19 protein-coding genes are annotated in these 18,795 nt (G+C 42.6%); 14 read left to right on the forward strand and 5 right to left on the reverse strand.

Annotated elements, in window-relative coordinates; all coding sequences use genetic code 11:
• Positions 1-102 precede the first annotated feature (102 nt).
• The 5 genes from M1F74_RS01010 to M1F74_RS01030 all read right to left on the reverse strand — a co-directional run bounded on the left by M1F74_RS01010 (position 103) and on the right by M1F74_RS01030 (position 3,938).
• A complete protein-coding gene (locus M1F74_RS01010; protein ID WP_247946048.1) occupies positions 103-885 on the reverse strand; it encodes a DUF4037 domain-containing protein in 783 nt (260 codons plus the stop codon).
• A gap of 130 nt (positions 886-1,015) precedes the next feature.
• Complete coding sequence (locus M1F74_RS01015; protein ID WP_000443846.1) at positions 1,016-1,675, reverse strand: amino acid ABC transporter permease; 660 nt, start codon at positions 1,673-1,675, stop codon at positions 1,016-1,018.
• 9 nt (positions 1,676-1,684) lie between these two features.
• Positions 1,685-2,362, reverse strand: a complete 678-nt coding sequence (locus M1F74_RS01020; protein ID WP_247946049.1) for an amino acid ABC transporter permease — start codon at positions 2,360-2,362, stop codon at positions 1,685-1,687.
• 12 nt (positions 2,363-2,374) lie between these two features.
• The gene (locus M1F74_RS01025) at positions 2,375-3,169 is read right to left on the reverse strand and encodes a transporter substrate-binding domain-containing protein (protein WP_247946050.1); all 795 of its coding nucleotides are present in this window, start codon (positions 3,167-3,169) and stop codon (positions 2,375-2,377) included.
• A 10-nt stretch (positions 3,170-3,179) separates the two neighbouring features.
• Positions 3,180-3,938: an amino acid ABC transporter ATP-binding protein gene (locus M1F74_RS01030; protein WP_001229577.1), complete on the reverse strand. Its 759-nt coding sequence runs from the start codon at positions 3,936-3,938 to the stop codon at positions 3,180-3,182.
• 176 nt (positions 3,939-4,114) lie between these two features.
• Between M1F74_RS01030 and recJ the strand changes: the two genes are divergently transcribed.
• The 14 genes from recJ (at position 4,115) to brnQ (ending at position 18,713) form a co-directional block, all read left to right on the forward strand.
• Positions 4,115-6,334 carry a single-stranded-DNA-specific exonuclease RecJ gene (gene recJ, locus M1F74_RS01035; protein ID WP_247946212.1) on the forward strand — a complete coding sequence of 740 codons (2,220 nt, stop codon included), beginning with the start codon at positions 4,115-4,117 and terminating at the stop codon, positions 6,332-6,334.
• Positions 6,335-6,509: 175 nt separating this feature from the next.
• Entirely contained in the window at positions 6,510-8,171 is a 1,662-nt protein-coding gene (locus M1F74_RS01040; RefSeq protein ID WP_247946051.1) for a ribonuclease J, read from the forward strand.
• 68 nt (positions 8,172-8,239) lie between these two features.
• Positions 8,240-9,019 carry an alpha/beta hydrolase gene (locus M1F74_RS01045; RefSeq protein ID WP_000290043.1) on the forward strand — a complete coding sequence of 260 codons (780 nt, stop codon included), beginning with the start codon at positions 8,240-8,242 and terminating at the stop codon, positions 9,017-9,019.
• A gap of 104 nt (positions 9,020-9,123) precedes the next feature.
• Positions 9,124-9,825: a M57 family metalloprotease gene (locus M1F74_RS01050; RefSeq protein ID WP_247946052.1), complete on the forward strand. Its 702-nt coding sequence runs from the start codon at positions 9,124-9,126 to the stop codon at positions 9,823-9,825.
• Positions 9,826-9,926: 101 nt separating this feature from the next.
• Positions 9,927-11,750: an excinuclease ABC subunit UvrC gene (uvrC, locus tag M1F74_RS01055; RefSeq protein ID WP_247946053.1), complete on the forward strand. Its 1,824-nt coding sequence runs from the start codon at positions 9,927-9,929 to the stop codon at positions 11,748-11,750.
• Positions 11,751-11,774: 24 nt separating this feature from the next.
• Positions 11,775-12,380 carry a hypothetical protein gene (locus M1F74_RS01060; RefSeq protein ID WP_247946054.1) on the forward strand — a complete coding sequence of 202 codons (606 nt, stop codon included), beginning with the start codon at positions 11,775-11,777 and terminating at the stop codon, positions 12,378-12,380.
• A complete protein-coding gene (locus tag M1F74_RS01065) occupies positions 12,377-13,216 on the forward strand; it encodes a metallophosphoesterase family protein (protein WP_247946055.1) in 840 nt (279 codons plus the stop codon). Before M1F74_RS01060 ends, M1F74_RS01065 begins: the two co-directional genes overlap by 4 nt.
• Before the next feature lie 134 nt (positions 13,217-13,350).
• The gene (locus M1F74_RS01070) at positions 13,351-13,875 is read left to right on the forward strand and encodes a hypothetical protein (protein ID WP_084932939.1); all 525 of its coding nucleotides are present in this window, start codon (positions 13,351-13,353) and stop codon (positions 13,873-13,875) included.
• Between the two features lie 184 nt (positions 13,876-14,059).
• Positions 14,060-14,665, forward strand: coding sequence for a nitroreductase family protein (locus M1F74_RS01075; protein WP_084877820.1), 606 nt, complete (start codon positions 14,060-14,062; stop codon positions 14,663-14,665).
• A gap of 12 nt (positions 14,666-14,677) precedes the next feature.
• A complete protein-coding gene (gene pepV, locus M1F74_RS01080) occupies positions 14,678-16,078 on the forward strand; it encodes a dipeptidase PepV (protein ID WP_247946056.1) in 1,401 nt (466 codons plus the stop codon).
• 52 nt (positions 16,079-16,130) lie between these two features.
• The gene (locus M1F74_RS01085) at positions 16,131-16,709 is read left to right on the forward strand and encodes a uracil-DNA glycosylase family protein (protein WP_247946057.1); all 579 of its coding nucleotides are present in this window, start codon (positions 16,131-16,133) and stop codon (positions 16,707-16,709) included.
• A gap of 3 nt (positions 16,710-16,712) precedes the next feature.
• The gene (locus tag M1F74_RS01090) at positions 16,713-16,904 is read left to right on the forward strand and encodes a hypothetical protein (RefSeq protein WP_101784476.1); all 192 of its coding nucleotides are present in this window, start codon (positions 16,713-16,715) and stop codon (positions 16,902-16,904) included.
• Between the two features lie 10 nt (positions 16,905-16,914).
• Positions 16,915-17,202 carry a rhodanese-like domain-containing protein gene (locus tag M1F74_RS01095; protein WP_057488636.1) on the forward strand — a complete coding sequence of 96 codons (288 nt, stop codon included), beginning with the start codon at positions 16,915-16,917 and terminating at the stop codon, positions 17,200-17,202.
• Positions 17,203-17,387: 185 nt separating this feature from the next.
• Positions 17,388-18,713: a branched-chain amino acid transport system II carrier protein gene (brnQ, locus tag M1F74_RS01100; RefSeq protein WP_247946058.1), complete on the forward strand. Its 1,326-nt coding sequence runs from the start codon at positions 17,388-17,390 to the stop codon at positions 18,711-18,713.
• The last annotated feature ends 82 nt before the right edge of the window (positions 18,714-18,795 follow it).

The raw sequence follows: 18,795 nt of genomic DNA on the forward strand, positions 1-18,795 counted from the left end.
AGAGAGTCAAAATAGGCAACTGAATATGAGTAGACTAGAATTTTACAGTCAACGACAAATAAAAATGTGAACAGCAGCAGAGGTTCACATTTTCTTTTTGGTCTATGGCAAAATGGCTTTTAGTTCCTTCAGGATAGTTTGCAAGGTTACGATCGCTTGTTCTCCTTGTTGTGGTTGATAGAGTAGTTGGAAATACTTGCGAATAGTTTTTTCAAATTGCTTAGGGAGGAGTGTACAATGGGTCTTTGCGTACTCCAACATTCGTTTTTCACCAGGATGGGTTTGCTCATTGAGCGCAAATAACAAGTCAAAGTAGGAAGCAAAAAATTCACTCGTACGATGATTCATACTGAGAAGATCTTGGCGTTTGATAGCTTTTTCTATTTGGTGAGAGAAGGCAGGAATGGCTTGTTCTAGCAAAAGGAGTTGCCTTTCGATGATCTGTTTTTTGAGTTCCTGTGGATAGGGAATCTGGTAGGTTCTTTGGAGCGAAGCATAGTGTCCATTCGGATCGTATAGAATCTTGCTGTGGAGTAGATTATGCCACATGCAAGTTGTATAGGCATTTTGAGCTTTGTGTTGAAAAACGGTTGAGTTCAATTCTTGTTCAAACGAATCCAGTGAACGATAAATCAACTCGATTTCGATACCGTTGTTTAGTACGCAGTCATCCTCTAACTCCCAAAACTGGTTTCCAATTTCCATATAGGAGCAGTATTTACTCAAAATTTTTAGGCGAGTCGCCTCATCAATAGGAGAGTTGAGATAGATATAAACGTCATAGTCAGAATTTTGATTGTAGTCTTGTCCTGCACGTGAACCACCAAGAGCGATAGCTTCTACTTGTTCCAGTTGAGAGAATTCTTTGTAAAGGTCTTGAATCATTGTTTTTCTCCTTGCGTTATGGTTTTAAAGTCATTTTACCAAAAAAGTAAAACGTTTGCATAGCATTGAGTTGCCCTTTTTCATTTATAGCAAAAAATATGAACCCTTGTTTTGAGTTCACATTTCGTTTTTATTCTGCGGCTTGTTGCCAACGTTTTGCTAGCATATGAGACAGGCTAGAAATGGCAAAGTTAAAGATAAAGTAAATCAAGGCAATCAGGATATAAAGACTGAAGACCTGCTCTGGTTCGAAATAACGTCCCATGAGAATTTGGCTGGCGCCAAAGAGTTCTTGTAGGGCGATAACAGAGTAGAGGAGACTGGTATCCTTAATCACGGTTACAAACTGAGAAATGATGGCTGGCAGCATTTTACGGATCGCTTGTGGGAGAATGATGTAGTAGAGGATTTGCACTGAAGTGAATCCTTGCGACATTCCTGCTTCGTACTGGCCCTTGTCCACGGCATTTAGACCGCCTCGGATAATCTCAGCTAGGGCTGCTGAGGTAAAAAGAGTAAAGGCAGTAATACCTGCTGGTGTGGACTTCATCTTGAACACCAAAAAGATGGTGAAAATCCAGAGAAGGTTGGGAACGTTACGTACAAACTCGATATAAATGCTGGAGATGATTCGTAAGACGGGATTTTTCCCATTTCTCATGACGGCTAGCACTGTTCCGATAAGGGTCGAGAGGACGATAGCAATCAGAGAGATATAGAGGGTCAAGCCAAATCCTTTAAAGATAAAGGCTAGGTTATCTGGGGTCAAAACTTCTAAAATAGATTCCATAGTAACCTCCTAAAGTGAATAGGCTTTTTTATTGGCTTGCTCCATCTTGCGACCAAATTGGGCGACAGGGAAGCAAAGGGCAAAGTAGAGTAGGGCAGCACCTAGAAAGGCAGGGATGTAGTTTCCGTTGAGAGCTGACCAAGACTTGGTCACAAACATCAAGTCCACTCCAGAGATGATAGCAACCGTTGAAGTATTTTTGATGAGGTTAACGATTTGGTTGGTCAAAGGAGGGAGAATGATACGGAAGGCCTGAGGCAAGATAATCAAGTGCATAGCACTGATATAGGTGAAACCTTGCGATAGGGCAGCCTCCATCTGACCGCTAGGAATAGACTGAATCCCTGAACGAATAACCTCAGCGATATAGGCGCCGTGATAGAGTCCTACACAGAGTACAGCTGTCCAATAGATTGGAATCATGATGGTGTGTTCACTGATAAGAGGTAGACCATAAAAGACGATGACAAACTGCACCAAGAGGGGGGTGTTTTGGTAAAATTCGACAAAGATACGAGCCAAAATTCTTAAAATTTGATGTTTGCTAGTTGATAGGACTCCAAAGATGATTCCTAAGACCATAGCTAGGATAAAGGATCCAATTGCTAGGGCAAGAGTGAAGAGGAAACCATTGAAAAATTGTCCAAAATCCTGAAAATAGGCTGTCCAAGATGATAAATCTGTCATGGGGTGTCCTCCTTAATCTGCAGTATGGCTAGATGGTTTGAGCTTGTATCGGTCATAGAGTTTCTGCAAACTACCATCCTTGCTCCATTTAGTGACCAAGGTATCAAGATAGTTGTTTAGCTCGGTATTTGATTTCTTGGTGACGATACCGTAGTCAGATGGCTTGAAACTATCATCTAGTAGTTCGGTCCGTTTACTAATGTAGCCAGACAGGATAGAACGGTCCACGGAAAAGGCATCAATACGGTGAGCGTGAAGGGAAGTAATCAATTCTGGGTAGGAACCAAGTTCTACAAACTTAAATTTCAGACCTTTCTTTTTACCTAGTTCGGTAATCAGGCGTTGGGTGATGGAACCTTGGGCAACTCCGATGGTTTTGCCATTCAGGTCTTCAACGCTTTTGATGTTGGCAGATTTATTGACCAAAAAGCCAGAAGCGTCCGTATAGTAGGGACTGGTGAAGTTGTAGAGTTTTTTACGTTCTTCTGTGATGGTAAAGGTCGCGATATCCAAATCGACCTGTTCATTGTCAAGAAGTGGGCCACGGGTTTGAGCGGTAACAGGAACGTAGCGAACCTTGACCTTGAGCTCGTCCGCAATCATCTTGGCCAAGTCCGTTTCGATACCAGAATAAGTCCCTGTCTTGGGATCCTTGTAGCCAAAATTGGGAACGTCTTGTTTGACACCGACAACTAGCTCGCCTCTCTTTTGAATATCTGCGACACTGGTGTCTGCTTGAACTGGCTTAGCTAGGGTAAGGCTGAAAAGGCTCATAAATAGAGCTGATAAAAAGAATTTCTTTTTCATAGGCGCCTCCTTATTTGACTTTGTCACTTTCGTGGTTGATAATTTTGCTGAGGAATTGTTGGGCACGAGGTTCGCTTGGGTTGTCAAAAAAGTCATCGACATCTGTCGTATCCACCAAAACTTCTCCGTCGGCCATAAAGATGATGCGGTCAGCAACTTCACGGGCAAATCCCATTTCGTGGGTAACGATGATCATGTTCATCCCATCATGTGCTAGTTTCTGCATAACTGCTAGAACATCTCCGATGGTTTCAGGGTCAAGGGCAGATGTTGGCTCATCAAAGAGGAGGAGTTCCGGATGCATGGCAAGACCACGTGCGATGGCGATTCTCTGTTTTTGACCACCAGATAGCATAGCTGGATAAGAATCCTTCTTGTCCCACATATTTACAAATTCCAGATATTTTTGGGCTGTTTTTTCAGCTTCTTTTTTATCAATTCCTAGAACTTTTATGGGTGCGAGTGTTACATTTTCTAACACTGTTTTGTGTGGATAAAGATTAAAATGTTGAAAAACCATGCCGACTTCCTTACGAAGAGGAACTAAATCTTTCTGGCTAGCACCTGCGACTTGGTGTCCATTGACCAAGAGACTACCTTTGTCAACAGCCTCTAAACCATTGATTGTACGGATAAGAGTGGACTTTCCAGAACCAGAAGGTCCAAGCAAGACAACGACTTGTCCTTTTTCAAAACGGAGATTGATATCGCGGAGTGCGTGGTAGTCTCCGTAATATTTTTCGACGTGTTTAAATTCGACTAAAGCCATGAGAGATCTCCTTTGTGTTAGATTTTATAACATGATTCTACACCAAAAGATTTGTCTTGTCAAATAATATCAGAAAAAAGTTAGTAAAATTTTTGTACAAAGCAATCTGAATAGAGAAAATGCCTAAATCATGTTATAATGAAACGATAGAATTCTTAGAAAGAGTGGATGTTTTTTTGATAACTCCTACTTATGAATGGCAGTTTGCCCCGCAGGTAGAAGATGCGGATTTTACAAAGATAGCCAAGAAGGCTGGGCTGGGTCCTGAAGTGGCTCGGTTATTATTTGAAAGAGGGATTCAGGATGAAGAAAGTCTAAAGAAGTTTTTAGAACCTTCTTTAGAGGACTTGCATGACCCCTATCTGCTCCATGATATGGATAAGGCAGTGGAACGGATTCGTCAGGCCATTGAAGAAGGGGAAAACATTCTCATCTATGGAGACTACGATGCGGATGGTATGACTTCAGCTTCGATTGTGAAGGAAAGTTTGGAACAGCTTGGCGCGGAGTGCCGAGTTTATCTGCCAAATCGTTTTACCGATGGCTATGGTCCCAATGCCAGTGTCTATAAATACTTTATCGAGCAAGAGGGTATTTCCTTGATTGTGACAGTGGATAATGGGGTTGCAGGTCACGAAGCCATTGAATTGGCCCAGTCTATGGGAGTAGATGTCATTGTGACCGATCACCATTCCATGCCTGAAACCCTTCCTGATGCCTATGCGATTGTTCACCCTGAGCATCCAGATGCGGACTATCCTTTCAAACAGTTGGCCGGATGCGGAGTGGCTTTCAAGCTAGCTTGTGCTCTTTTAGAAGAAGTGCAAGTGGAATTGCTTGATTTGGTCGCTATCGGTACCATTGCGGATATGGTAAGTTTGACGGATGAAAACCGTATTTTGGTTCAATATGGTCTGGAAATGCTGGGGCATACTCAGCGCATCGGCCTGCAAGAAATGCTAGACATGGCTGGGATTGCTGCGAATGAAGTGACAGAAGAAACGGTTGGCTTTCAGATTGCCCCTCGTTTAAATGCCTTGGGGCGCTTGGATGATCCCAACCCTGCCATTGATTTGCTGACTGGGTTTGACGATGAGGAAGCACATGAGATTGCCCTCATGATTCATCAGAAAAACGAAGAGCGCAAGGAAATCGTTCAGTCAATCTATGAAGAAGCTAAGACCATGGTGGATCCTGAGAAGAAGGTTCAGGTTTTGGCCAAGGAAGGCTGGAATCCTGGCGTTCTGGGTATCGTTGCTGGTCGTTTGCTGGAAGAACTAGGGCAGACAGTCATCGTTCTTAATATAGAGGAGGGTCGTGCTAAGGGTAGCGCTCGTAGTGTGGAAGCAGTCGATATTTTTGAAGCCCTAGACCCCCATCGCGACCTCTTCATAGCCTTTGGTGGCCATGCTGGTGCGGCGGGTATGACGCTGGAAGTTGAGAAACTTTCAGATTTATCTCAGGTTTTGGAAGACTATGTCCGTGAAAAAGGCGCAGATGCTAGTGGCAAGAACAAGTTAAATCTAGATGAAGAGTTAGATTTGGAGACTCTTAGCTTGGAAACGGTTAAAAGCTTTGAACGCTTGGCACCTTTTGGAATGGACAATCAGAAACCTGTCTTTTATATCAAGGATTTTCATGTCGAAAGTGCCCGTACTATGGGGGCAGGCAATGCCCACCTCAAACTAAAAATTTCCAAGGGTGAGGCGAGCTTTGAAGTGGTGGCCTTTGGACAAGGTAGATGGGCAACAGAGTTTGCTCAAACAAAAAACCTAGAATTGGCAGTCACCCTGTCTGTCAATCAATGGAATGGCCAAACTGCTCTCCAGTTGATGATGGTGGATGCGCGTGTGGAAGGTGTTCAACTCTTTAACATTCGTGGGAAGAATGCAGTCTTGCCAGAGGGAATTCCAGTCTTGGATTTCTCTGGAGAGGTGCCAGATCTAGCGACCAGTGATGCTGTGGTTGTAAAAACCATTCCTGAGGATATTACCTTGCTGAAGACCATTTTTCAGGAACAGCATTTCTCTGCTGTCTATTTCAAAAATGACATCGATAAGGCCTACTATCTGACAGGTTACGGGACTAGGGAACAGTTTGCCAAATTGTACAAGACTATTTACCAGTTCCCAGAGTTTGATATTCGCTACAAGCTCAAAGATTTGGCGACTTATCTCAATATCCAACAAATCTTGCTGGTCAAGATGATCCAAGTATTTGAGGAGCTGGGCTTTGTGACGATCAAAGATGGTGTCATGACAGTCAATAAAGAAGCGCCGAAAAAGGAAATTGCTGAAAGTCAGATTTACCAAAATCTCAAACAGACCGTTAAAGACCAAGAAATGATGGCGCTGGGTACCGTGCAAGAAATATATGACTTTTTAATGGAGAAATAGTAGAAGTTAGGAAAGAGTTGGGTAACCAGCTCTTTTTTGAAAACAAATCTTCGTTTTGAAAATCATCAAAAAAATGGTATAATGGTAGGAAAAGATTCGGCTGAAAGTTTTAGAACTTTTAGAATAAGAGGGTAAACCTACCCTATAATCAAGATAATTAAGTTTCGGAGGAAAAATGAGTAATATTAGTTTAACAACACTAGGTGGTGTACGAGAAAATGGGAAAAATATGTACATCGCTGAGATTGACAATTCAATTTTTGTTTTGGATGCAGGGCTTAAATACCCTGAAAATGAGCAACTAGGGGTTGATGTCGTCATTCCAAATATGGACTACCTTTTTGAAAATAGCGATCGTATCGCAGGGGTCTTTTTGACCCACGGACATGCGGATGCCATTGGTGCCCTGCCTTATCTCTTAGCAGAGGCTAAGGTTCCTGTGTTTGGCTCTGAGTTGACCATCGAGTTGGCCAAACTCTTTGTCAAAGGAAATGATACGGTTAAGAAATTCAATGACTTCCATGTGATTGATGAAGATACGGAGATTGACTTTGGAGGGACTGTGGTTTCCTTCTTCCGTACAACTCACTCTATCCCAGAAAGTCTGGGAGTTGTGTTAAAAACACCAAAAGGGAACATTGTTTACACAGGCGACTTCAAATTTGACCAGACGGCTAGTGAATCCTATGCGACGGATTTTGCGCGTTTAGCCGAAATCGGTCGTGACGGTGTCTTAGCACTTCTCAGTGATTCTGCAAATGCAGACAGCAATATTCAGGTGGCGAGCGAGAGTGAAGTTGGGGATGAAATTACCCAAACCATCGCTGACTGGGACGGTCGTATCATCGTTGCAGCAGTTGCCAGCAACCTTTCTCGTATCCAGCAGGTTTTTGATGCAGCTGCGGAGACTGGCCGCCGAGTCGTTTTGACTGGATTTGATGTTGAAAATATCGTCCGTACAGCGATTCGTCTCAAAAAATTATCTCTAGCTAATGAAAGTCTCTTGATCAAACCAAAAGAAATGTCTCGTTTCGAAGACCATGAGTTGATTATCTTAGAGACTGGTCGTATGGGTGAACCCATCAATGGACTTCGCAAGATGTCCGTTGGGCGCCACCGTTATGTAGAAATCAAGGATGGAGACTTGGTTTATATTGTAACAACTCCATCCACCGCTAAAGAAGCAGTTGTGGCTCGCGTTGAAAATATGATTTACCAAGCTGGTGGTGTGGTAAAACTCATTACCCAGAGTTTGCGAGTATCAGGACACGGAAATGCGCGTGATTTGCAGTTGATGATCAATCTTTTGCAACCGAAATATCTTTTCCCTGTCCAAGGGGAGTACCGTGAGTTGGATGCGCATGCCAAGGCTGCCATGGCAGTTGGAATGTTGCCAGAGCGCATTTTCATCCCTAAAAAGGGAACGATCATGTCCTATGAACATGGAGACTTCGTCCCAGCTGGAGCAGTTTCTGCAGGCGATGTCATGATTGATGGGAATGCCATTGGTGATGTTGGGAATGTCGTTCTTCGCGACCGTAAGGTCTTGTCAGAGGATGGAATCTTTATCGTGGCTATCACTGTTAACCGTCGTGAGAAGAAGATTGTGGCTAAGGCTCGTGTTCATACGCGTGGATTTATCTACCTTAAGAAAAGTCGCGACATTCTCCGTGAAAGTTCAGAATTGATTAACCAAACGGTAGAAGAGTATCTTCAAGGGGATGACTTTGACTGGGCAGATCTCAAAGGCAAAGTTCGTGACAATTTGACCAAGTACCTCTTTGATCAAACCAAGCGTCGCCCAGCAATTTTGCCAGTCGTGATGGAAGCTAAATAATAAGCAGAATACCTACGGAAAAAGTCGATATTCGGCTTTTTCTTATAGAATAGTAAAAGGAGAAAATCATGGCAGTTATGAATATTGAGTATTACTCGGAAGTTTTGGATATGGAGTGGGGTGTTACCGTACTCTATCCGGATGCTAGTCGGGTGACTGAACCGGATTGCGCAGATATTCCCGTTCTTTACCTTTTGCACGGAATGTCAGGAAATCAAAATAGCTGGCTCAAACGTACCAATGTCGAGCGCTTGTTGCGTGGAACCAATCTCATTGTTATCATGCCCAATACAAATAATGGCTGGTACACAGATACTCAGTATGGCTATAACTACTATACTGCTCTAGCAGAAGAACTCCCCCAAGTCATGAAACGTTTCTTCCCCAATATGACCAGCAAGCGAGAAAAGACTTTTATAGCAGGCCTCTCCATGGGAGGTTATGGTTCCTTCAAACTCGCTCTATCGACGAATCGTTTTTCTCATGCGGCTAGTTTTTCTGGTGCGCTCAGTTTTCAGGATTTTTCTCCTGAAAGTCAGGATCTGGGATCTCTTGCCTACTGGCGAGGAGTTTTTGGAGAGATTAAAGACTGGACAGCTAGCCCTCATTCGCTTGAAAGTATGGCTGCAAAATCCGATAAAAAGACCAAACTATGGGCTTGGTGTGGGGAACAAGACTATCTTTACTCTGCCAATAATCTCGCAGTGAAAAACCTCAAAAATCTTGGTTTTGAGGTGAACTATAGTCATAGTTCAGGTAAGCACGAGTGGTACTACTGGGAAAAACAATTGGAACGTTTTTTGGCTACTCTACCAATTGACTTTGTCTTGGAAGAACGCTTATCTTAGTTTTAGGTTTCTTTCAGCTTTCTTCAGTAAAATAGAGAATCTATCTTGATCAAGGAAAATGTGATTTCAAGATAGATTCTTATTTTTATGAAAGGTGGAGTGTCATGTTCTGGATTATTCGATTATTCTTCCGATTTCTGTTGGGAATTTGGCGTTTCTTCTGGCGTCTGGTTTGGACCGTGGTCATTCTACTGCTCATTGCCTTTGGAGTGGTTTGGTATCTGACTGGTGATTTTCGTTCTGCAGTCAATCAGGTTGAAAAAATGAGCAAGATTGGTCAAGGTGGCTGGAATCAATGGAAGGAGACGGGAACGCTGGAAGTCTTGTCTCAGACAGACAGTCACCAACATGCAGAAGGCAAGTGGGATCAGGCCTCAGCTCGCATCTATATTGAGCCTCAAATGGATGAGACCTTCCAAGGTGCCTATGCAGAAGCCATAAAAAACTGGAATCAAACGGGAGCCTTTACCTTTGAGGTGGTTGCGGATCCTAGCCAGGCAGATATTGTGGCAAGTGAGATGAATGATGGATCGACTGCTGTAGCTGGTCAAGCCGAGAGTCAAACCAATTTGTTAACCAAACAATTTATATCTGTAACGGTTCGCCTGAATCACTATTATCTATCCAATCCAAACTATGGTTACTCTTATGAACGAATCGTGCACACGGCGGAGCACGAGCTGGGACATGCCATCGGATTGGATCATACCAACGAAACTTCTGTCATGCAGCCGGCAGGTTCCTACTATGGGATTCAGCCTCGGGATGTGACGGCTGTTCAAGAACTCTATACCAGTAGCGACTAGATGAAGTCGGTGCAATCCGAAAAGAAATTAAAGCTCCTCCATTAAGCGGTTGGTGGGGCTTTTTGTTCGTCCTGTTACGGCCTTTTTGCTATAATGGAACTATGAACAACTTGATCAAATCAAAACTAGAGCTCTTACCAACCAGCCCTGGTTGTTACATTCACAAGGATAAAAATGGCACTATTATCTATGTAGGAAAGGCTAAAAATCTGCGCAACCGCGTGCGGTCCTATTTCCGTGGCAGTCATGATACCAAGACGGAGGCTCTGGTGTCTGAAATTGTGGATTTTGAATTTATCGTCACTGAGTCCAATATTGAGGCACTTCTCCTAGAAATCAACCTGATCAAGGAAAACAAGCCCAAGTACAATATCATGCTCAAGGATGATAAGTCCTATCCCTTCATCAAAATCACCAATGAGCGTTATCCTCGTTTGATTATCACCCGTCAGGTCAAGAAGGACGGAGGACTCTACTTTGGCCCTTATCCAGATGTAGGGGCAGCCAATGAAATCAAGCGACTGCTGGATCGGATTTTTCCTTTTCGCAAGTGTACCAACCCGCCGTCTAAAGTTTGTTTTTATTACCATATCGGCCAATGTATGGCCCACACCATCTGTAAGAAAGATGAGGCCTATTTCCAGTCCATGGCTCAGGAGGTTTCTGATTTCCTAAAAGGACAGGATGACAAAATTATCGATGACCTCAAGGGGAAGATGGCAAAGGCAGCCCAGACTATGGAGTTTGAACGTGCGGCTGAATACCGTGACCTGATTCAGGCCATTGGAACACTTCGGACCAAGCAACGGGTTATGGCAAAGGATCTCCAAAATCGGGATGTATTTGGCTACTATGTGGACAAGGGTTGGATGTGTGTCCAGGTTTTCTTTGTTCGTCAGGGAAAACTCATCGAGCGGGACGTCAATCTCTTCCCCTACTACAATGATCCGGATGAGGACTTCTTGACCTATGTGGGGCAATTTTATCAAGAAAAATCCCACCTGGTTCCCAATGAAGTGCTGATTCCGCAGGATATTGATGAAGAAGCCGTTAAGGCCTTGGTGGATACCAAGATTCTCAAACCTCAGCGTGGAGAGAAAAAACAACTGGTCAATTTGGCTATAAAGAATGCCCGTGTTAGTCTGGAGCAGAAGTTCAATCTGCTAGAAAAATCTGTCGAAAAGACCCAAGGGGCTATTGAAAATCTAGGACGCTTGCTCCAAATCCCGACTCCGGTTCGCATCGAGTCCTTCGATAACTCTAATATCATGGGAACCAGTCCTGTTTCAGCTATGGTGGTCTTTGTCAATGGCAAACCGAGTAAAAAAGACTACCGTAAGTACAAGATAAAAACGGTTGTTGGTCCAGACGATTATGCCAGTATGCGTGAAGTCATTCGCAGACGTTATGGTCGAGTACAACGAGAAGGTTTAACCCCGCCAGATTTGATTGTCATTGATGGGGGACAAGGTCAAGTCAATATCGCAAAGCAAGTCATCCAAGAAGAGCTAGGTTTGGATATCCCAATTGCAGGTCTGCAAAAGAATGACAAGCACCAAACCCATGAGCTACTCTTTGGAGATCCGCTTGAGGTGGTGGAGTTATCACGAAATTCTCAGGAATTTTTCCTCCTCCAACGCATCCAAGATGAGGTGCACCGCTTTGCTATCACTTTCCACCGGCAACTGCGCTCAAAAAATTCCTTTTCATCTCAATTGGATGGGATTGACGGTCTAGGACCCAAACGCAAGCAGAATCTTATGAAGCATTTTAAATCTCTCACTAAAATCAAGGAAGCCAGTGTGGATGAGATTGTCGAAGTTGGTGTTCCAAGGGCAGTCGCAGAAGCTGTTCAGAGAAAGTTGAACCCGCAGGAAGAAGTGGAGTTGGCTCAAGTAGCGGAACCATTAAAAGAATTAGAATAAGTATCTAGATAGAAAGTAGAAGAAATGAATAGGATTGAGATTGACAGAGATATACTCCTTTTTTTACGATTTGCTTACTTTGGGAATACAAAAGATTTATTTTTGGCTGCAACTACTCGAGCCTATCTGGATTTTAATCGAACCTTGCGATTTCATGTTATGCCAGATGAACAGCGCTTGGAGATGAGAAATCGGGCCTCTAAGTGTATCAAAGAAGCGATTTTAAATCTCTTGAATCGGGACAAGCTGTGTCAAACTGATTTTGATAGTTGGCATCATAGGACTTGTGATGTTCTGATAGATTGCTATCGTTCAAATGGGATTCGATTTACTTATGGTCATGCTCAAAAGTGGATTAATATGACTTTCAAGTATCTGTATATGCTTGAAGCTGTAACCCTAGACTCCGTTTTTCCTTTTTTACACGTACCGATAGATAACATCGTGTTAGAGAGGGCGAACAAACAGTTGTGTATCCCAAAACCTTCTCAAGTGTGGAGTAGTTGGGGAGATTACGCTTTCTATCTTCAATATCAAGGTTATTTGAGACAAAGAATAGGCAAGGAAAATCCTCTTCGTTGGGAGTTTCACAATTGGCTAGATGAAATAGAAAAAGGAAAATCATTATGAACCATAAAATCGCAATTTTATCAGATATTCATGGCAATGTGACTGCACTAGAAGCAGTGATTGCAGATGCTAAAACTCAAGGAGTCAGTGAATATTGGCTTCTGGGAGATATTTTTCTACCTGGTCCAGGTGCAAATGGTCTGGTTGCTCTGCTAAAGGATCTGCCTATCACAGCGACTGTCCGCGGAAACTGGGATGATTGTGTCCTTGAGGCTTTAGATGGGCAATATGGCTTAGAAGACCCACAGGAAATCCAGCTCATGCGATTGACCCAGTTTTTGATGGAGCGAATGGATCCTGAAACGATTGTCTGGCTACGAAGCTTACCTATGCTAGAAAAGAAAGAAGTTGATGGACTGCGCTTTTCTCTTTCTCATAATTTACCTGAAAAAAACTATGGTGGGGACCTGTCTGTTGGGAATAACACAGATAAATTTGACCAACTCCTAGACGAGGAAACGGATGTGGCAGTCTATGGTCATGTCCACAAGCAGTTGCTTCGTTATGGAAGTCAAGGGCAACAAATCATCAATCCAGGTACGATTGGTATGCCTTATTTTGATTGGGAGGCGTTAAAAAATCACCGTGCCCAGTATGCCGTGATAGAAGTAGAAGATGGGGAATTGGTAAATATTCTATTCCGAAAAGTTTCTTATGATTATGAAGCGGAGTTAGAATTGGCCAAGTCCAAGGGGCTTCCCTTTATCGAAATGTATGAAGAACTACGCCGAGATGACAACTATCGGGGGCACAATCTGGAACTCTTAGCTAGTTTAATTGAAAAGCATGGGTATGTGGAGGATGTGAAGGATTATTTTGATTTCCTGCAAAGTTAGAAACAAAATGGACGCTCTTATTTGGAAGTGAGGCTTGTAGTCGAATTATTTAGAAAAAATGGTTTAGCTAAAGTTTGACATTGAAATTATTTTGTTATAAAATGGACTCAATTCTTAATAAAAAGGAGAACGTTATGAAGAAAATTATTACAGCCAGTATGGCTCTTTTATCTGTTGTTGTTTTAGCAGCATGTTCAGGGAAAACAACGTCTGATTCTTCGACTAAAAATTCAAGTTCTGTAGAGCAAACTTCTTCTTCAGAGACCTCATCAACAACGTCTAGTTCAAAGACAGAAAATAATGAGGTTGTTTTAATCACCGATGAAGAAATTGATAATGCTAAAACTGTTGGAGATGTGAAGAAAGTTTTTGGTAAACTAGTTGACAATTATAAAAAGCATGCAGTTGAAATTGGAGAAAAAATTCCAGAGAGTGGAAAAGAAGCATATAACGCCCAAGTTGAACCAGCGCTTAAGTCTATGGAGACTGTAAGAGAGTCATTTAACGAAAGCCTTTCAAGTATTGGTTCTGATGATACAGTAGTGCCAGAACAAACGCGTACTCTATTTGTTCAACAGTTGAAAACTGGACGTGACACAATGAAGAAAGCGCTGGAGTCAGCGTATAAAGCAGTTGCTCCATACACATCTGGTCAATAATATGAGAAAGTAGGTGTTTGATCACCTGCTTTTTGCTTGCTCAAATCTAAAGCGATACCTACTTAAATAGCTCCAAATTAATAGCAGAGAGTTTGAAAGAAGTACTAACTCTATGAAAAATCTCTGCAAGCTCTTTCAAAATATGGTAGAATGGAAGCAGTAGAATTAGAAAAGGAAATCGATTATGAAATTTCTTGAATTAAATAAAAAACGTCATGCAACCAAGCATTTCACTGATAAGCCGGTGGATCCCAAAGATGTACGTACGGCTATTGAAATCGCAACCTTAGCCCCAAGTGCCCATAACAGCCAGCCATGGAAGTTTGTAGTCGTTCGTGAGAAAAATGCTGAATTGGCAAAATTGGCATACGGTTCGAACTTTGAGCAGGTGTCATCAGCACCTGTAACCATTGCCTTGTTTACAGATACAGACCTTGCTAAACGTGCCCGCAAGATTGCCCGTGTTGGTGGCGCAAAGAATTTCTCAGAAGAGCAACTTCAATATTTTATGAAGAATTTGCCTGCCGAGTTTGCGCGTTACAGTGAACAACAAGTCAGCGACTACCTAGCCCTCAATGCAGGTTTGGTTGCCATGAACTTGGTTCTTGCTTTGACTGACCAAGGAATCGGCTCTAACATTATCCTTGGTTTTGATAAATCAAAAGCCAACGAAGTCTTGGAAATTGAAGAACGCTTCCGTCCTGAGCTTTTGATCACAGTGGGTTATACAGACGAAAAATTGGAACCAAGCTACCGCTTGCCAGTAGATGAAATCATCGAGAAAAGATAGAAGGAAGAAAAAATGACAGCAATTGATTTTACAGCAGAAGTAGAAAAACGCAAAGAAGACCTCTTGGCTGACTTGTTTAGCCTTTTGGAAATCAACTCAGAACGTGATGATAGCAAAGCCGATGCTGAGCATCCATTTGGACCTGGGCCGGTAAAAGCCTTGGAAAAATTCCTTGAAATTGCAGACCGTGACGGCTATCCAACTAAGAATGTCGATAACTACGCAGGACATTTTGAGTTTGGTGAAGGAGAAGAAGTTCTCGGAATCTTTGCTCACATGGACGTGGTGCCAGCTGGTAGTGGTTGGGACACAGATCCTTACACACCAACTATCAAAGACGGTCGTCTTTATGCGCGTGGGGCTTCAGACGATAAGGGGCCTACAACAGCTTGTTACTATGGTTTGAAAATCATCAAAGAATTGGGCCTTCCAACTTCTAAGAAAGTTCGTTTTATTGTCGGAACAGACGAAGAATCAGGCTGGGCAGACATGGACTACTACTTTGAACATGTAGGAGTAGCGAAACCAGACTTTGGCTTCTCTCCAGACGCTGAATTCCCTATCATTAATGGTGAAAAAGGAAATATCACAGAATACCTTCGCTTTGCAGGTGAAAATACAGGTGTTGCCCATCTTCACAGCTTCACAGGTGGTTTACGTGAAAACATGGTACCTGAATCAGCGACAGCAGTCGTTTCAGGTGACTTGGCTGACTTGCAAGCTAAACTAGATGCCTTTGTTGCAGAGCACAAACTTAGAGGAGAACTCCAAGAAGAAAACGGTCAGTACAAGGTGACCATCATTGGTAAATCAGCCCATGGTGCTATGCCGGCTTCAGGTGTCAATGGTGCGACTTACCTTGCCCTCTTCCTTAGCCAATTTGCTTTTGAAGGACCTGCAAAAGACTACCTCGACATCGCTGGTAAGATTCTCTTGAATGACCATGAGGGTACAAATCTCAAGGTTGCTCATGTGGATGAAAAGATGGGTGCCCTTTCTATGAATGCGGGTGTCTTCCGCTTTGACGAAACAAGTGCTGACAATACCATTGCCCTCAACTTCCGTTATCCAAAAGGAACAAGTCCAGAGCAAATCAAATCAGTTCTTGAAAACTTGCCAGTTGCTTCTGTTAGTCTTTCTGAACACGGTCACACCCCTCACTATGTGCCAATGGAAGATCCACTCGTTCAAACCTTGTTGAATGTCTATGAAAAACAAACTGGTCTTAAAGGTCACGAGCAAGTCATTGGTGGTGGAACCTTCGGCCGTTTGCTAGAACGTGGTGTTGCCTACGGTGCTATGTTCCCAGATTCTATTGATACCATGCACCAAGCCAATGAATTCATCGCCTTAGACGATCTCTTCCGAGCAGCAGCAATCTATGCAGAAGCTATCTATGAATTAATCAAATAAAACGATAGAAGTCTGAGATTTTATGCTTAGACTTCTTTTTGGAGGAAAACAGATGTCTCAAATCGAAAGAATCAAGCAAGCCATTATGGCGGATCCACAGAATACCAGCTATACAGAACGCGGAATCGAACCTCTCTTTGCAGCGCCAACAACTGCTCGTATCAATATTGTCGGTCAAGCTCCGGGCTTTAAAACGCAAGAAGCTGGAATTTATTGGAAGGATAAGAGTGGTGATCGTCTGCGTGAGTGGCTAGGTGTTGATGAAGATACCTTTTACAATTCGGGTTTGTTTGCAGTTATTCCCATGGACTTTTATTTCCCAGGACATGGAAAATCAGGCGATCTTCCACCCCGTAAAGGCTTCGCAGAAAAATGGCACCCACAACTCCTCAAGGAATGTCCAAATATTGAATTGACACTTTTGATTGGGCAATATGCCCAAGCCTATTATTTACATGAGAAAATTAGTGGCAAGGTAACAGAAAGGGTAAAACATTACCAGAACTACTTGCCGACCTATTTTCCACTAGTTCATCCCTCACCACGAAATCAAATCTGGATGGCTAAAAATCCTTGGTTTGAGTCAGAAGTGGTGCCAGATTTGAAAAAAAGAATAAAAACGATTTTATAGTCAATGAAAATCAAAGAGCAAACCAGGAAGCTAGCCGCAGGCTGCTCAAAGTACAGCTTTGAGGTTGCAGATAAAACTGATGAAGTCAGCTCAAAACACTGTTTTGAGGTTGTGGATAGAACTGACGAAGTCAGTAACCATACCTACGGTAAGGCGACGCTGACGTGGTTTGAAGAGATTTTCGAAGAGTATTAGGAGAAAAAGAATGAAAGAAATAGCCTTCGATGAATTTTACCAGCTCTATCAGAAAGAGTCCCTTTCAGTCTTAGACGTGAGAGAAGTAGAAGAGTTCGAGACGCTTCATTTAGAAAGTGCCCACAACTTACCGCTTAGTCAATTGGCTGATACTTATGATCAGTTGGACAAGGACCTCTTGCATTATGTCATTTGTAAATCTGGGATGAGGTCAGCGCGTGCTTGTCAATTTCTAGCTGAAAAGGGTTATGACGTTATCAATGTCCAAGGTGGAATGACTGCCTTTGAAAATCTTTAAACCTATATGGCGATAGATCCTAGTTTTCCCTTGCTCGGCTCCAACTGAGTAAGGGATTTTGTTTTTAGATAATTCTTATTTTTAAAAATATTGAAAACATTCAATATTTATTTCGTGATGCTTTTTTCATACTCTTATTCGTGATATACTAGGTCAGTATTTTAGAAATATGAAGGAGATTCTTTATGGCTAAAAAAGGTGCCCTAACAGGTTTGCTCCTGTTTGGAATATTTTTTGGTGCGGGGAACTTGATTTTTCCGCCTTCTCTAGGTGCCCTATCTGGAGAACATTTTCTTCCTGCCATTGCAGGTTTTGTCTTTTCAGGCGTCGGTATCGCCGTTTTGACTCTCATTATTGGAACACTAAACCCGAAAGGATACATTCACGAGATTTCTAAGAAAATCTCACCTTGGTTTGCGACGCTTTATCTTGCAGTCCTCTATCTATCAATTGGTCCCTTCTTTGCCATTCCACGTACAGCCACAACAGCTTACGAAGTTGGGATTAGCCCCCTTTTATCAGATGCGAATAAAGGACTTGGATTGATTGTCTTTACTATACTGTATTTTGCAGCAGCCTATCTGATTTCGCTTAATCCATCAAAAATCTTGGATCGAATCGGACGTGTTTTAACGCCAGTCTTTGCTTTGTTGATCGTTATCTTGGTTGTACTAGGTGCCTTCAAGTATGGTGGAACAAGTCCTCAAGCGGCCTCAGAAGCCTATCAATCCTCTGCTTTTGGGACAGGTTTCCTAGAAGGGTATAATACCTTGGATGCTCTTGCCTCAGTGGCTTTCAGTGTCATTGCTGTTCAAACCTTGAAACAACTTGGATTCTCAAGTAAGAAAGAGTACATTTCAACTATTTGGGTGGTTGGTATCGTTGTAGCTCTTGCCTTTAGCGCTCTTTACATCGGTTTAGGATTCCTTGGAAATCACTTCCCGGTACCAGCAGAAGCAATGAAGGGTGGAACACCAGGTGTTTATATCTTGTCGCAAGCTACTCAGGAAATCTTTGGTTCAACGGCTCAACTCTTCCTTGCTGTTATGGTAACTGTAACCTGTTTCACAACGACGGTTGGCTTGATTGTGTCGACAGCAGAGTTCTTTAATGGACGTTTCCCACAAATCAGCTACAAGGTCTATGCAACTGCCTTTACCTTGATTGGATTTGCCATTGCAAACCTTGGTCTTGATGCCATTATTAAGTATTCAGTTCCAGTACTGGTAATCTTGTACCCAATCACCATCGCCATTGTGATGATTGTGATTGTTAATAAGTTTGTCGCCCTATCAAAACCAGGTATGCAGTTAACTATTGGGCTTGTTACAGCGATTGCTCTTACAAGCGTCCTTGGAAGTTCCTTTAAGATTGAGTTTCTTGAAAATCTGATTAATGCCCTTCCGTTTGCGTCAGCCTCTCTTCCATGGCTAGTGCCAGCTATTATCGGAATCTTGCTTTCATTGGTTCTACCAAACAAACAAGAGAGTGACGTTTTTGAGATGGAATAAAAAATAGAAGTCACTTTTGTAAGTCAACTTTACAGGAGTGATTTTTCTTTTTTCCTCTCTACTGAAATATGCTATAATAGGT

The organism is Streptococcus oralis, from assembly GCF_023109315.1.
Classification (GTDB): Bacteria; Bacillota; Bacilli; order Lactobacillales; family Streptococcaceae; genus Streptococcus; species Streptococcus oralis_BS.